Raw genomic sequence first — 15,884 nt, 5'->3', positions numbered from 1 at the left:
TTTCTCTTAAAAATTAGCATAGTTTGTATGAATTCTATATCGAGTAGAAGACACTCTATCATATAAAGATAAAATAGTAGGTTAATAAACAAGCCATTTTTTTATTAAAACATAGAATAATATGAACACTATTGAAAGGAGGTAGAAATAAATGTCCTGGAAAAATGATTGCTGGAGTTCTCAGAAAAAGCATTGCTGTGATGATTGGTGGAAATCTAAAGAAAAGCATCATTGTGATGATGATTGGAGTTCTCAGAAAAAGCATTGTAATGATGATTGGTGGAAATCTAAAGAAAAGTGTCATTGTGATGACGATTGGAGTTCTCAGGAAAAACATTGTAATGATGATTGGTGGAAATCTAAAGAAAAGTGTCATCGTGATGATAATTGGAGTTCTAAACGAAATAAGTGTCGTTGTAAATGTTTCTTTATTTGTTGCCATTGTAAAAGAAAAAATTAGTAATATTTTTAATGTCAACGTAAAGGAAAGAATATGTCTTTTGGAACCAATCGGGCTTTTCCGGAAAGTTGATCCCTCACCTACTTCCTTGCTTTTGCTGAATTTTTAGATGGGGGCATTACTGCCCGGCAAATACTAGAATGTAATATATAAAAAGCTGACTGCTTATAGTCAGCTTTTTATATATTAACACGTAAAGGTTTAAACAGACATATAAGCAGTCACGCTTTGTCATCACCTTGTTGTTGTAAATTAGTATTTCTACATTGAATAGACATTCCATAATATCGTATTTTGATTAAAACTAAAAAACATACTTAACACTAATAGTAAAATTTTTCTTCTTCATCAAATTCACTTCTTTTCTTTTTATAAACATAAAAAAAGGATCTCTATTTATATAGAGATCCTTTCTAACTTTATAATTTACTAGACTGTAACCCCTGAATAAACGGAACAACTTCAGGATTTACAAGCGATGATAAATCACCTAATTCTTTTCCTAAGTAAGCTGCTTTAATAACACGGCGCATTACTTTAGAATTACGTGTTTTCGGTAAATCTTCTACAACGTGGATGTCTTTAGGACACAACGCTTTTCCAATATGAGAGTTTACTAAACTCATTAATTCTTTCTTTAATTCTCCTGTGAATGTTACATGATCTCTTAACACTACAAAACAATGACAAACTTCACCTTTTACTTCGTCAGGTACACCAATTGCAGCAGCTTCGATTACATCGTTATGTTTCACAAGAATAGATTCATATTCAGCAGGTCCAATACGTTTACCTGCAATATTTAACGTATCGTCTGAACGCCCTGTGATGATATATTGTTCACCATCGTAAATGACCCAGTCACCGTGGACCCATTTATTTTCAAAACGCGACCAATATGTGTTTACGTAACGTTCATCATCTTCCCAGAAGCTTTTCGTCATACCTACCCAAGGTTTCTCTAAGCATAATTCTCCGACTTCATCTCGAATTGGTTTACCTTGATCATCCAGTACGACAGCTGCCATTCCTGGTAAAGATGCGTTAAAACTAATCGGTGCTATTGGCTTAATAAGAACATTACCGAAAATCCCACCAGAGATTTCAGTTCCACCTGAGTAGTTACAGATTGGGACATTTCCTTTTCCAACCGTTTCAAATAGCCACATCCATGGATCAGGATTCCAAGGTTCTCCTGTTGATGCGAATACTTCCAAACTCTTTAAAGAATGTTTATTGACATACTCATCACCTTTTGCCATCAATGCTCGGATTAACGTTGGCGAAATACCTAGATGAGTAATCTCATATTTATCAACTGTCTCCCATAACCGGTCTGCTTCTGGGAAGTCTGGAACACCTTCGTACATAACCATCGTTGCTCCATTAATGAGTGAACCGAATAATAGAAACGGCCCCATCATCCAGCCCATATCAGTTACCCATAATACACGATCACCTTGTTTAATATTCATTCCAAATCCTGCATCAAAAGCTGCTTTCAAAGGAAATCCTGCATGCGTGTGTACTGTTCCTTTCGGCTTACCAGTCGTTCCTGATGTATAAATGAGCATTAATGGATCATCACTTTGCATTTCCTCGGCATGTATGAATGGTTTTTCTTTTTCTAGCGTACTCCACGAAAAGTCATAGTTATGTGGTGTAAAATCATTTCCTGCATGACGAACGATAACAACTTTTTCAACAGTTGGGCAATGTTCACAAGCTTTATCTACTTCATCTTTTAAAGAAACAATTTTACCTCGGCGTGAAAATCCATCTGCGGTAATAATCATTTTTGAACCTGCCGCTTGCACACGTGTCATGACTGCATCAGACGCAAAGCCTGAGAATATTGGTGAAATAATTGCTCCGATTTTCATTACAGCTAGCATCGCAACAACTGTTTCTGGAATCATCGGCATATAAATTGTTACACGGTCACCTTTCTCAATACCCGCGTGTTTCAAACCATTTGCAACACGACTTACCCAGTTGTCAAGCTCTTCATATGTAAATGATTTTGAAGTTCCATTTTCCCCTTCGTACTGAAGTGCTGGCTGTATTCTCGTCTCTTCATCCGCAAGCCAGCGGGATAAAGCTGATTCTACAACGTTACATGTTCCGCCATTATACCACTGTGCAAACGGTGTACCATTTTCTAAATCTAACACGTCTGTATAAGGTTTCATCCATTGATAGCCTATTGCCTTTTCTGCCTCTCCCCAAAACCAAGCTGTTTCCTCGATAGATTTATTATAAAAAGTTTCATAATCTTCATATCCCAATGATTTCATCCAACCATATAAACGTGTTTTTTCCTTGTACTCTTCTGTTGGAAACCAAACTGCTTGTTTCAATATTTTCCCCTCCTTAACTTTTTGAGCAAGAAAGCCCTAAATAGGGCTTTTAAACTGGATATACAGGATGTTTACGATCCGTGAATACTTGATATTTACTCATATACATTTCGAAACGTCCTTTTAATTCTTCACGTAAATTGTTTGGATGAACAATACCATCAATCACCATCTCTGATGCTAAATGATAAATATCAATATCTTTCTTATACTCTTCACGTTTTTCAGCAATGAAGCTAGCACGCTCTTCTTCTGGTAAAGCTGCAATTTTATTTGCATATACAGCATTAACCGCAGCTTCTGGACCCATTACCGCAATAGAGGCTGTCGGTAATGCCAGGCAACAATCTGGTTCAAATGCTGGACCTGCCATCGCATATAAACCAGCACCATATGCTTTACGAACAACGATAGAAATCTTCGGTACAGTTGCTTCACTCATTGCAGAAATCATTTTTGCACCATGGCGAATAATACCAGCACGCTCTACTTTTGTTCCAATCATAAATCCTGGTACATCCGCAAGGAATAATAATGGAATATGATATGCATCACATAAATTAATAAACTTAGCAGCTTTATCAGCTGAATCATGGAATAATACGCCGCCCTTCATACGCGGCTGATTTGCAATAATACCAACAGGCTTACCATCAATACGTGCTAAGCCTGTAATTAGCTCTTGAGCAAATAATTTTTTTACTTCATAGAATGAACCTTCATCAATAACTCTATTAATGAGATCTTTCATATTGAAAGGAGCATTTTGATTTTCTGGAATGATTTGTTCTAACGTTTTATCGAATTGTTTCGGTTCTTGAGGTGTAACCAATGGAGTCTTTTCTAAGTAGTTATTTGGAAAATATGAAATGTATTGTCTTGCTTGTGTAATCGCATCTTCTTCTGTCTTGCATAAAACATCTCCGCATCCTGATACAGAGCAATGCATACGAGCTCCGCCCATCTCTTCTAAAGTTACCTTCTCACCGATAACCATCTCAGCCATACGAGGAGATCCTAAATACATAGATGCATTTCCTTCTACCATCATTACAACGTCGCAAAAGGCTGGAATATAGGCACCACCAGCTGCAGAAGGTCCAAATAATAAGCATACTTGAGGAACTTTACCTGATAATTTCACTTGATTATAGAAGATTCTTCCTGCACCACGGCGCCCTGGGAACATTTCTACTTGATCTGTAATGCGCGCTCCAGCAGAGTCGACTAAATAAAATAACGGAACACGTAGTTTTTCAGCTGTTTCTTGAATACGTAAAATCTTTTCAACTGTGCGTGATCCCCATGATCCAGCTTTTACAGTAGAATCATTGGCCATTACACATGCAGTACGACCATGTATTTTACCCGTTGCCGTTACAACGCCGTCCGCAGGTAAGCCTGTTTGTTCACAGTTAGCAAATAATGCATCTTCTACATATTCGCCATTATCAAATAGAAGCGCTAAACGATCTCGAACAAATAATTTTCCTTTTGCTTTATTTTGTTCATGATACTTTGGTGCGCCGCCTTGTTTAATCGTTTCAACTCGTTCTTCAAATGAATTAGATTGTTGTTTTTGATCTAACATATTTACTCCCCCTTATACGTTGGTGTGCGTTTTTCCTTGAATGCTTGTAATCCTTCTAATCTATCTTTCGTATGGATTACACCTTCATACGCTTGTTTTTCCATTTGTAATCCGGTATGTAAATCAACTTGAATACCATTTGAAATTGCCTCTTTTGCTAATCGAACAGCAATAGGTCCATTACTAGCAATTTTCTCTGCTATTTCAATCGCTTTCTCTTCAAGTAAATTAGCTGGTACAACAAATTCTACTAAACCATATTCTTTTGCTTCTTGCGCTGAAATACGTCTACCTGTATAAATTAATTCTTTCGCTCTACCAACACCAATTAATCTCGGTAAGCGCTGTGTACCACCCGCTCCTGGTATAATTGCAAGTGTCGTTTCAGTAAGACCAAGACTTGCAGATTCAGCAGCAATTCTAAAATCACAAGCTAAACTTAATTCCGTACCACCACCAAGTGCGATTCCATTTATAGCAGCAATAACTGGCTGTGGTAATTGTTCAACCATCTCCATAGTCGTGCGAATCATACTAACAGCATGGCGAACTTGTTCCTCATTCATACCAGCACGTTCTTTTAAATCAGCACCAGCACAAAATGCTTTTTCACCAGCACCTGTTAGAATAACTACACGCGTATTGGACTCTTCACTTATTTGAGTTAATATGTTTTGTAACTCTTCTAATAACGCTAAAGATAATGAGTTTGCTTGTCTTTCACGATATAACGAAATCTTTACAACGTGAGGTGTTACATAATCAACTGAAATGTTTTGTAATTGTAGCATCTTCTCACCTACTTATCGTTTTATGTTGAAGCGCTCTATACACATGACTCGGTAATTGGATATTTAGCTTACTTTGAATAAATTGACTAGCTCGCAATAACTTTTCTTCGTCTATATTCGTTTGAACTCCTAATTTATGGAGCATATGTACTAGGTCATCAGTAGCAACATTACCTGATGCTCCTGGTGCATAAGGGCAGCCCCCGAGTCCACCACAAGAACTATCAAATGTTGTAATACCGTATTCTAATGATTTAACTACATTTGCTAGAGCCATTCCATACGTATTATGAAAATGCATGGCAAACTGCGAAGCATCATACTTCTTTAATAGATGTTCTAATACTTGTTCTACTTGTAATGGATTCGCTACACCGATTGTATCCCCAAGAGAAACTTCATAAATGCCGTATGAAAATAGTTGATTACATAATTCGTCAACTGCTGTGACACTTATATCCCCTTCATAAGGACATCCAAATACAGTAGAAACATAACCTCTTACCTTTTTCCCTTCGAATAATGCCTGTTTTGTTATATCTTCGATTACAACTAACGCTTCTTTAATCGATTTATTAATATTACTTTTATTATGAGATTCACTTGCTGATAAAAAAACATTCACCTCATCTACATTTTGCAAAAAAGCTCGTTCCAAACCATTTTGGTTCGGAACAAGCGCAGCATATGTAACATTTGGATCCCTTTTCAGCTCAGAAAACACATCATTTGCATCCGCTAATGCTGGGACCCATTTTGGGTGAACGAATGAGGAAACTTCAACATACGACAATCCTGCTTCTGTAAGTAGTTGAATCCATTTTACTTTATCTTTTGTGCCAACAATCTTTTTTTCATTTTGTAAACCATCACGTGGTCCTACTTCTTTAATGACAGCAAAATTAGGTAGTTTCAATTCGCTTCCCCCTATATCTCCCTATTCAATTTCTAATAATACATCTCCTTCATTTACAAAATCGCCTTCTTGCACATTAATTTTCATAACTGTGCCGGCTTCTTCTGAAATGATTGGAATTTCCATTTTCATAGATTCTAAAATGACGACATCCTGCTCTTCCTCTACTGTATCTCCTACTCCTACAACAATCTTCCAAACGTTTCCTGCCATCGATGCGTATACTTTCGTCATCATTTTTTCCCCCTTAATATTGTTAGATCTTATTTTTTAACGAGTTGTTTCGTTACAAAACCCGTTGTATAAATACCCGCTTTGAACACTTCGTCTTCCAAAACTTGCAGTAGCATTGGCGTGTTCGTTTTAATACCTTCTACTTTTAATTCTTCTAGAGCATCATGTAATTTCGAAATTGCTTCTTCACGAGTCTCGCCATGTGCAATGACTTTCGCAATCATTGGATCATAGAAAGGTGTAATCGTTACATGATTTTCTAAGAAGTGATCAATTCGTACATTTGACGGTAATGTTAAATCTGTAATTTTCCCAGGTGACGGGAAGAATGTTTTCGGATCCTCTGCATAAATACGAGCTTCAATGGCATGACCACTACGTTTTACATCATCCTGAGTAAATGATAGTTTCTCTCCACTTGCGATAAGGAGTTGCTGTTCTACAAGGTCTAATCCCGTAATTTCTTCTGTCACTGGATGCTCTACTTGTAATCTCGTATTCATTTCTAAGAAATAGAAATTTTTCTGATTATCTACAAGAAACTCAACTGTACCTGCATTTGTATAGCCAAGTGCTTTGGCAGCTTGTACAGCAACTTCTCCCATCGCCTTTCGTGTACCTTCATCTAAAAATGGTGAAGGTGCTTCTTCGATTACTTTTTGATTTCGGCGCTGTACCGAACATTCACGCTCCCATAAATACACTGTGTTACCATGTGTATCTGCTAAAAGCTGAATTTCAATATGATGCGCATCTGCTATATATCGCTCTAAATACATTTCTCCGTTACCGAAGAAGTTTTGCGCTCTTGTTTTATTACTTTCAAACGCTTTGGTGAGCGTTTGCTCAGTTTCCATCAACTGCATACCAATGCCTCCGCCGCCTGCGGATGCCTTAAGCATTAATGGATAACCAATTTGTTTTGCAATTTCAATTGCTTCTTCAGCAGTTTCAATATTTGTAGTAATACCTGGGACTACTGGGACATCTGCTGCTTGCATTGCGATACGTGATTCAATTTTACTTCCCATCTTCGTAATGATTTCTTCTGAAGGACCGATAAATACGATTCCTTCTTCTTTGCAGCGAACCGGAAAAGACGGATTCTCTGATAATAAACCATAACCCGGATGAATGGCTTCTGCATTTGTCTTCTTAGCTATTTCAATAATTTTTTCAAGGTTTAAATAGCTTTCTTGAACACGCGGTCCACCTACTAAGTAAGCTTCATTTGCCATTTTCACATGAAGGGCATTTTCATCTGCTTCAGAATAAATAGCAACAGTGCGAATGCCAAGTTTTTGACAAGTTTTCATAATACGAACAGCGATTTCCCCGCGATTCGCAATTAATATTTTTTGAAACATAGTGATTCCTCCCTTTTATCTACATCCTAAATGTCTAGCAATTACGAGACGTTGAATTTCAGAAGTTCCTTCACCAATTTCTAATAGTTTCGCATCACGAATATGTCGTTCAACTTCATATTCACGCATATAACCATATCCACCATGAATCTGTACTGCTTGATTCGCAATACGGCTTGCTGCTTCCGATGCAAATAGTTTTGCCATTGCCGCTTCTTTGCCGAAAGGTTTATCGTTATCTTTTAACCAAGCTGCTTTATGTACTAAATTGCGTGCTAGCTCTACTTCAGTCGCCATATCAGCTAATTTAAATTGAATCGCTTGGAAATTAGAGATTGACTTTCCAAATTGTTGACGTTCTTTCGCATATTGTAATGCACGTTCAAAGGCTGATTGCGCAATACCAACTGCCAATGCTGCGATTGAAATACGCCCTCCATCAAGTGTATATAAAAATTGTTTAAAGCCTTTATTTACATCACCAAGAATATTTTCTTTCGGTACACGAACGCCATCAAGTACGATTTCACAAGTATTAGAAGCGCGAACACCCATCTTATCGTAAGGACTTGAAATCGTTAATCCTTCACTCGTAGTAGGCACGATAAATGCAGAAATACGTTTTCTACCATTCTCTTCAATACCGTTGACAGCGGTTACAATAATTGTATTTGCATACTCTGCGTTTGTAATCCAACACTTCTCACCACTGATTACATACTCATCACCATCTAATACCGCTTTCGTTTGAGTACCACCTGCATCTGATCCAGCATTCGGCTCCGTTAATCCGAAGGCACCTAATGTTTTACCTGACGCCATTGGAACTAAATACTCTTGTTTTTGTTCTTCTGTACCGAAATAATAAATTGGAGAAGCACCTAATGAAATTGTTGCAGCATAGCTTAAACCGGTGCCACCACAAGCGCGACCAATTTCTTCAACTGCTAACGCATACGATACCGTATCGCCACCTGAACCTCCATACTCTTCTGGGAATGGGATGCCTAATAATCCTAGTTCGCCCATTTTTTGAAATGTTTCATATGGAAACTCTGCAGTTTTGTCATAATATACAGCTTTCGGTGCGATTTCCTTTTCAGCAAAGTCACGTACCATTTCTTTAATCATTTGTTTTTCGCGAGTTAGAGTAAATTCCATTCCGCTACACACCCCTTATCGAATATTGAGTTTCGACAGCGTGCGAGTTTCTACTACAAACATAACAACTTAAAAGACAAGAATATTAGTTAGACAATTGCTACAATTCTGTCATAACTTAATTTTAAAACAGATTCTGTACTAATGCACAAAAAAATTCCTACATTGTTCTACAACAACATAGGAGGTTTTGTGTCGAATTATGTAATTTATTGTTTAATAATCTCTACCTTTTCCCGAATCAGAAATTTCTACTAATGCTTCAGGGTATGGTTCGAAATACGTTTGTCTTAATAAATACTTTTCATCAAATCGAATAGCCCATGATTTTAATATTGTAAGTAAACTACTAAGTGGTATTTTCTTTTCTGCATACTTTTGTAACAGTTCTATAAAATGATCTTTTTCTTGTTTTTTTAACTTTGTTTTAAAATATCCAAAAATGTGCTCGCATACATTTACATTCGATGTATAACGGGGCGCACGCATAAATAATTCATATAAAGTCTTCTCATAGTTTTCAAATACCACTTCAATCTTTTCATTTTTTTGATTTGCAATTATACGCCCTAATTCCTTTTGTTTCACCTGATTATATGCCATAAATAAATATTTATTGTCCGACTGAAACGATACAAGTTCTTTCATATTTTTATTGTGTTTAATCATTTTGTAATATGCGATTGTAAATAACCTTGTAAAGAAATGCTCTCTAATAATAAAATTCGACAATCTACCTTCCTCTTCAATAGGAAGATGCGAAAATTTTTTTACTACTGCTCCGCCAAATAAGCCAGCTCCTTTTCCCTTTGCTGGCGCTTTTTCAAAACCAGAATAAATTTTCACATCACGCGTACCACAACTTGGTGAACGATTCTTTAAAATAAAACCATCCACATCCGGTATCGTTTGTAAAAAGTCATTTGAAAACTGCTCCATTTTTTCAGTTACATCTTCTCGTGTCGACGGTTGCACAAGTCTATTCTCACCATTTTCTTCTACAATTCGTATCGTTTCACGAGGAGTCCCCAATCCAATCTCCACTTCTGGACAAACAGGTATAAATGTAACAAATGGCTGCAAATTTCGTATTGTTACATCTGGAATCATCTCTCCATTATAACGACAAGCATCAAATTCTAAACACTTACTTACGACGATTGTAGGTTTTGCAAATTGTCGCATCTTATTACCTCCTTATTGCTAGCCCGTATAATATAAATTGTACTAAGATTAACATTTTAAGCAAAGTTTGATTCAGTTATTTTTATGAGAAATATATATCCAATGATATATTAACAATCATTCAACTCTATTTTCTATAAATGTGCGCCCTATTAATGAGGGTTTAGATATTGTGAAATGAATAATACACACATGCTTCGGAGAAATTAATGATTAAGAAAGGAGGGATTGTTATGAAAAAGAAATTATCATCTATCTTAAGTGTTTTAGCACTATCTATTATGTTTTTAGGTACATCTACGCAAGCTGAATACGATGGAAATAATATGAATAGAGTTAATAACACTGATATTTCAACTCGAGTAAATGACAATAACTTAGACAGAGTTAATAATGATGTAAGAACTCGAAATGTAAATACAACAAATGATTTAAATGATAATCGTGATAAAAATAATAATTGGGCTTGGCTTGGTTTATTAGGACTAGCAGGATTATTAGGTCTTAGAAAAAGAGACAAAGAAACACGCTGATTTAGAATGTTTTTAGTAAACAAGTACTTATTTATCAAAAATATATAATGAAAATAAATCGCCTTTTTAAAGGCGATTTATTTTTACTTAAAAGTAATGTATGTAATTCACACTTCAACGATTAAAATCGTGGAGTTAATCCATACAATATAAATTGAATCGTATTTTCAATTTCCGCTTCATCATTCCATTTTTCTTCAGGCAATAATAAAAATCGTGTTAATAATAAACCTAATACAGCTGATAAAGTAAGACGTAGTACGGAAGATGGTGGTATCTCAATAATTTCCCCTTCTTCTTGAAATTTCACAATCAACTTTTTGAAATGTGAAAACAGTTCTGTTTCTACTAATTGCTGTATTTCATTTTTCAGTTCTGGTTGGAATGGCACCTCTTGAATTAATATTTTTATCATAGGAAAGTGTTTTTGAGCAAATTTAAACCTATTATGAATTACAACCCTTAAAAGTCCTTCGTATGATTCATAATCCGATTTAAATATTTCTTTTGCAAAGGTTTGTACGAAAAATGGTGCAGCGAACTTAGTTAAAGTTGGCATTACGACCGCTAGTAATAAATCTTTTTTTGTTTTATAGTAGCGGAAGATGGTTCCTTCCGCTACACCAGCACGCTTTGCAATTTCACTTGTTGAAGTTGAAGCGTATCCTTTTTCTCCAAACATATCAACAGCCGCCTCTAATATTCGCATTTGACGTTCATTTCGTTTATCCGTATTAGTTGCAGCTATTAATTCCTCCAGCCAATCCTTCTGCATTTATAAAGCTCCTTTTTGTCATTATTATATTTTGCGATGTTTCTTTAAAGCAAATACATTTCCTACTGCAAATAATAGTGAAAAAAGTAATAATACAGTAAGATCTAATACAATCTCTGTAAACCCTTGATTCCGAATCATCACTTGTCTCATTGCGTCAGCGCCGTATGTGAGTGGAAATACTTTCCCTAACATTTGTAGGTTCATAGATTCCATTGGAAACAATCCAGAAAAGAAGATTTGTGGCACAATAACAAGCGGTATAAATTGAATCATTTGAAACTCATTATTTGCGTATGCCGATAAAAACGTACCTAATGTTAGTGCAGTTAAAGAGAGCATACATGTAATAAGTAACGTTAGCCATATGGAGCCAGCTACGTATAAATCTAAAATATAAACGGAAAAACTTACGATAATAATGGATTGTATAAAGGCAAAGATTCCAAAACCAATAATATAACCTGCGACTATTTCCCATCTTCTTACTGGGGTGGATAATAACCTTTCTAGCGTACCACTTAAACGTTCTCTTACGAAAGATACACCTGATAATATAAATACAAAGAAAAATGTAAAGAAACCAATTAATACAGGACCAAGCCCATCAAACATCGTAAAGTCTTTAGAGCCATGTAAATAATTTACTTCAGGTTTCATAATCGATACATCATTCTTCTCTGTGCTTTTTTGCAATACTTGAAGTACAGCACGATTTTTTGACGAATCACTACCTTCCAACAGAAGTTTCATTTTTCCATTCTCTATTCGAAATACTGCATCTACCTTTTGTTTTTCCAACTCAGAAATCGCCTTTTCCTTACTGTATTCATAAATTGACGCTTCTTGATTTTTCATCACTTTTACTATTTGAGCGGGCATATCAACAACAGCAATTTGCGGTATATAGTCTTTCTGTGTAAACACTAGTGACAAAAGCCAAAGTAATAACATCGGTGCTCCAAACATCATTGCTAACGAACGCTTATCTCGAAAAAATTGACGAATAATACGTATGATTACACCAGTAACTCTCATGATGGCACCACCTCTTCTAGCAAAAAGACATCCTCAATCCGTCCAGATGACACGCGTTTTTTCAATTCTTCAGTTGTTCCAACCGCAACTAGTTTCCCTTCTCTAATTAACCCTAGACGCTCACAAAATTCAGCTTCATCCATAATGTGCGTCGTTACAATAATCGTTGTGCCTTTCTTTTTAAGATCATAAAATTTTTCCCAAATCGTTTTTCTAAGAAGCGGATCTATCCCCACTGTAGGCTCATCTAAAATTAATATTTCTGGTTCGTGAAGGAGCGCTATTGCTAATGATAAGCGTTTTTTCATTCCACCTGAAAATTGTTGTACTTGCTTTTTCATATACTGTGACAATTGTACAAGTTCAAAAACCTCTGCAATTCTTGTCTTTTTACGTTTTCCCTTTAGTCCATACATCGTTGCTATAAAATCTGCATTTTCATATGCTGATAATTCTTCGTATAATGCATCCGCCTGGGCCATATAACCAATTCGTTTCATTTCATTTAAATTAGGCATATTAGTATTATTAACAAGCACTTCACCTTTCGTTGCCTCATTAATACCTGCAATCATTTTAATGAGCGTTGTTTTCCCCGATCCAGAAGGTCCAACAAAACCAAAAATCTCTGCTTTTTCAACTTGCAATGAAAGATTGTGTAACACTTCTTTTTTTCCAAAACTTTTTGATACAGTCCGTAAAATAATTGAAGGTTGTTGCACGTTTCATCCTCCTTTTCTAATAAAAATGAGTGAGTACTCACTTTTATTTTACTCTTGCTTAATTATATGTCAAACTTCGTTGATTAGTATGTATGTTCAATCACCGATATTAAACAATGAAACAGAGTCGACATTAGAATTTCATTTCCTAAAGTCGACTCTGTTTCATTTAAACTATAAATTTCACTTTACGTTTTTAAATTCATATACTTCCGAATTCTAGCAACGTCTAAAGAATATTCGATAACTAATTGCTGTAACGGTAAAATAACTGTGTCAGGATATAAATGTGCATATTGTAATGTTTCTGCATATTTTTCTAACCTTTTTTCTAAATACTTTATTATTTGATCAGGATGACTTACTAATAAACATTTACAATAATAATGGATTTGTTCCTCAATCGCCGTGTATTCTTCAATTTCATATTCTTTATGCATGTGTACACCCCTTTAAGTTTTTTATATGAATTACTTATCACAATTTTCACTCGACAAATTTTAAGTTTTTTGATTATTTACACTATAACAAACACTGAGGGTCAAATTTTGTTACTTTATGTAACGTAGAAAATTTTTAACAAAATTGTAATGTTTACTCCTGCAAAATACAGAAAGCCCCTTTACTCATTTTTGTATAAAAAAAATCGTACAGCTTAATTTAGCTGCACGACTACAATTTCTGGCCTATTCAAAATCCTTTGCGGAATGATACTATTTCCTAATCCTCTACTCACTACCATTGATGTATTTTGTTCTACATATAAACCCGCTGTATATTTAGGTAAAACACCTTGATTTGGAGCAACTAATCCACCGATAAATGGCAATCTAACTTGCCCTCCATGAGCATGTCCCGATAAAACCAAATCCAACCGCTCATTCGTATATTCCTTTATAAATTCAGGCCTGTGGGATAATAATACATTATATCTATCTGGCTGCATTTCAATTTTTGCTTTTTTAATTTCATCTATTATAATATTTCCTTCATCACGGTTTCCAGTACTAAACTCTGGATCATCAATACCTAGCAAGTTTATCTCTTGCTCACCCTTTCGAATGCCTACATGTTCATTCCTTAAAACATTGACACCATATTTCTTCAACTCTTTTTCTAAACTGTTATACTTTCCAGACCATTGTTCATGGTTTCCTGTCACAAAATATACAGGATACTTCTTTACCATTTCTCGTATTAATTGCATACTAACTTCTGCATCGTATGATTTACTGTCAATTAAATCACCCGTAATTGCAATAATATCTGGGTCTATACTTTTCATTTTTTGAATTAACACATCTTGATTATCGCCAAATTTTTTATTGTGTAAGTCTGAAATTTGTAGAATTTTATACCCTTTAAAAGAGGATGGTATTTTACTAGAGGTTATTTTAATCTCAGTTATACTTATTAAATTGTTCTGTAAATATAAAAAGATTGTAAAACCTACTAATATACAAATAATCATTACAATTCTATTAATCTTCTTTTTCATATTTTCTCCTTTACATTCTCATCAAACACTTCTATATGCTAACTGAATTATATTATACTTTCTTGAAATTTATTTAAATTAATAAAATAATACAATACATGAAATTTCATATGAGATATGTCATATATATTCGTTATATTTTTACTTTTACCTTTTTAATAATAAGAATACAAAAACGACTCTTATCACACGAAAAGAGTCGTTTTCTAACTTTATACTTTTAATACTTTCATGTTAAAAATGCGAAAACTAAAATACTATTACCTAAGAGCCTTAACTATAACTTTAGTTGCCTCTGCAATGAGTTGATTATCATAAGTTGCCTCTTTCTCATCTTTACTAGATAAAATTGCGATGATAATTGGTGCTCTATTTGGAGGCCAAACGATAGCAATATCATTTCTTGTCCCGTAACTGCCAGCACCTGATTTATCTCCAACTACCCAGTCAGTTGGTACGCCTGCACGAATAAGTTTGTCTCCTGTAGCATTTCCTTTCATCCACTCTGTAAGAATTTTACGTTTTTCAGCAGGAAGTGCATTTCCGACCGTAAAAGCTTTAAGATTCGTAGCAATAGCTTTCGCTGTACTAGTGTCACGAATGTCTCCTGGAATAGCTTCATTTAATTCTGTTTCAAAGCGATCAGACATAGTAATCCGATCCCCCATATGCCTAAGCGCTTTTTCATATCCTTTAGGTCCTCCTATTTCATTAAATAAAATGTTCCCTGCAGTATTATCACTTGAACGAACAGCTGCCTCAGCAATTTCTCCTAGTTTCATTCCAGTATCTACATGTTTCTCTGTAACAGGTGAATAATCCACTAAGTCTTCTTTCGTATATGTGATTACTTCATTTAATGAATCAATTGAGTTTTGCTGTAGTAATACTCCTGCTGCTAAAGCCTTGTAGGTTGATGCGAAGGCAAATCTTTCGTTAGATCGATAAGAGATTGTTTGATTTGTACCAGTATCAATCGCATATACACCTAATCGAGCATCAAATTTTTTCTCAAGTTGAGAGAACTCTTTATGCGTCGCCTGATTTTTATGTTTCACTTGTCCAGTCTTTTCTTTCGCTTCAACTTGCAGTGCCCCTCCTGTAAAAGCTTCTAGGCTTGTAATACTTAAACCTAATATACCAACGCATATTCCTATTTTTAGCATCCTCTTATTTTTCAAAATCATCATTCCTTCCAAATTTTTAGTACCTTTTTATACGTACACATAATAGACAATCACCGAACCAAATTT

Annotated in this window: 16 protein-coding genes; 2 read left to right on the top strand and 14 right to left on the bottom strand. The window is 35.2% G+C overall.

Annotated features, from left to right (window positions below; translation table 11 throughout):
* Positions 1-164: 164 nt before the first annotated feature.
* Positions 165-569 (top strand): hypothetical protein, encoded by a 405-nt coding sequence (locus BLT20_RS23560; protein ID WP_000560130.1) that lies wholly within the window; start codon positions 165-167, stop codon positions 567-569.
* Positions 570-879: 310 nt separating this feature from the next.
* On the opposite strand, the gene BLT20_RS23555 is transcribed toward BLT20_RS23560, so the two are convergent.
* The 8 genes from BLT20_RS23555 to BLT20_RS23520 all read right to left on the bottom strand — a co-directional run bounded on the left by BLT20_RS23555 (position 880) and on the right by BLT20_RS23520 (position 10,065).
* Positions 880-2,820: an AMP-binding protein gene (locus BLT20_RS23555; protein WP_000806468.1), complete on the bottom strand. Its 1,941-nt coding sequence runs from the start codon at positions 2,818-2,820 to the stop codon at positions 880-882.
* 49 nt (positions 2,821-2,869) lie between these two features.
* A complete protein-coding gene (locus tag BLT20_RS23550) occupies positions 2,870-4,411 on the bottom strand; it encodes an acyl-CoA carboxylase subunit beta (RefSeq protein ID WP_000886744.1) in 1,542 nt (513 codons plus the stop codon).
* Between the two features lie 2 nt (positions 4,412-4,413).
* Complete coding sequence (locus tag BLT20_RS23545; RefSeq protein ID WP_000939818.1) at positions 4,414-5,202, bottom strand: enoyl-CoA hydratase; 789 nt, start codon at positions 5,200-5,202, stop codon at positions 4,414-4,416.
* Positions 5,203-5,206: 4 nt separating this feature from the next.
* Positions 5,207-6,118 carry a hydroxymethylglutaryl-CoA lyase gene (gene mvaB, locus BLT20_RS23540; RefSeq protein WP_000775436.1) on the bottom strand — a complete coding sequence of 304 codons (912 nt, stop codon included), beginning with the start codon at positions 6,116-6,118 and terminating at the stop codon, positions 5,207-5,209.
* 21 nt (positions 6,119-6,139) lie between these two features.
* Positions 6,140-6,355, bottom strand: a complete 216-nt coding sequence (locus BLT20_RS23535; RefSeq protein WP_001987345.1) for an acetyl-CoA carboxylase biotin carboxyl carrier protein subunit — start codon at positions 6,353-6,355, stop codon at positions 6,140-6,142.
* A gap of 26 nt (positions 6,356-6,381) precedes the next feature.
* Positions 6,382-7,719 (bottom strand): acetyl-CoA carboxylase biotin carboxylase subunit, encoded by a 1,338-nt coding sequence (locus BLT20_RS23530; RefSeq protein ID WP_000486749.1) that lies wholly within the window; start codon positions 7,717-7,719, stop codon positions 6,382-6,384.
* Between the two features lie 15 nt (positions 7,720-7,734).
* A complete protein-coding gene (locus tag BLT20_RS23525; protein WP_000397258.1) occupies positions 7,735-8,880 on the bottom strand; it encodes an acyl-CoA dehydrogenase in 1,146 nt (381 codons plus the stop codon).
* Between the two features lie 216 nt (positions 8,881-9,096).
* Complete coding sequence (locus BLT20_RS23520) at positions 9,097-10,065, bottom strand: YbgA family protein (protein WP_001248638.1); 969 nt, start codon at positions 10,063-10,065, stop codon at positions 9,097-9,099.
* 233 nt (positions 10,066-10,298) lie between these two features.
* On the opposite strand from BLT20_RS23520, the gene BLT20_RS23515 reads away from it, so the two are divergent.
* Entirely contained in the window at positions 10,299-10,598 is a 300-nt protein-coding gene (locus tag BLT20_RS23515; RefSeq protein WP_000728156.1) for a WGxxGxxG family protein, read from the top strand.
* Positions 10,599-10,719: 121 nt separating this feature from the next.
* On the opposite strand, the gene BLT20_RS23510 is transcribed toward BLT20_RS23515, so the two are convergent.
* The 6 genes from BLT20_RS23510 to bla form a co-directional block, all read right to left on the bottom strand.
* Complete coding sequence (locus BLT20_RS23510) at positions 10,720-11,373, bottom strand: TetR/AcrR family transcriptional regulator (RefSeq protein WP_001168184.1); 654 nt, start codon at positions 11,371-11,373, stop codon at positions 10,720-10,722.
* A 24-nt stretch (positions 11,374-11,397) separates the two neighbouring features.
* Positions 11,398-12,411, bottom strand: coding sequence for an ABC transporter permease (locus tag BLT20_RS23505; protein WP_001266730.1), 1,014 nt, complete (start codon positions 12,409-12,411; stop codon positions 11,398-11,400).
* Positions 12,408-13,133: an ABC transporter ATP-binding protein gene (locus BLT20_RS23500; protein WP_001187071.1), complete on the bottom strand. Its 726-nt coding sequence runs from the start codon at positions 13,131-13,133 to the stop codon at positions 12,408-12,410. Before BLT20_RS23500 ends, BLT20_RS23505 begins: the two co-directional genes overlap by 4 nt.
* A gap of 188 nt (positions 13,134-13,321) precedes the next feature.
* Positions 13,322-13,573 carry a hypothetical protein gene (locus BLT20_RS23495; protein WP_000548621.1) on the bottom strand — a complete coding sequence of 84 codons (252 nt, stop codon included), beginning with the start codon at positions 13,571-13,573 and terminating at the stop codon, positions 13,322-13,324.
* A gap of 215 nt (positions 13,574-13,788) precedes the next feature.
* Positions 13,789-14,631, bottom strand: a complete 843-nt coding sequence (locus BLT20_RS23490) for a metallophosphoesterase (RefSeq protein WP_000727182.1) — start codon at positions 14,629-14,631, stop codon at positions 13,789-13,791.
* A gap of 260 nt (positions 14,632-14,891) precedes the next feature.
* On the bottom strand, positions 14,892-15,818 hold the full coding sequence (gene bla, locus BLT20_RS23485; protein WP_013141957.1) for a class A beta-lactamase Bla1: 927 nt from the start codon (positions 15,816-15,818) through the stop codon (positions 14,892-14,894).
* Positions 15,819-15,884: the final 66 nt, after the last annotated feature.

The sequence above is a fragment of the Bacillus sp. cl96 genome (genome assembly GCF_900100505.1).
Classification (GTDB): domain Bacteria; phylum Bacillota; class Bacilli; order Bacillales; family Bacillaceae_G; genus Bacillus_A; species Bacillus_A cereus.
The sequence above is the reverse complement of the archived record's forward strand: the minus strand, read 5'-3'. Positions and strand labels throughout refer to the sequence as shown.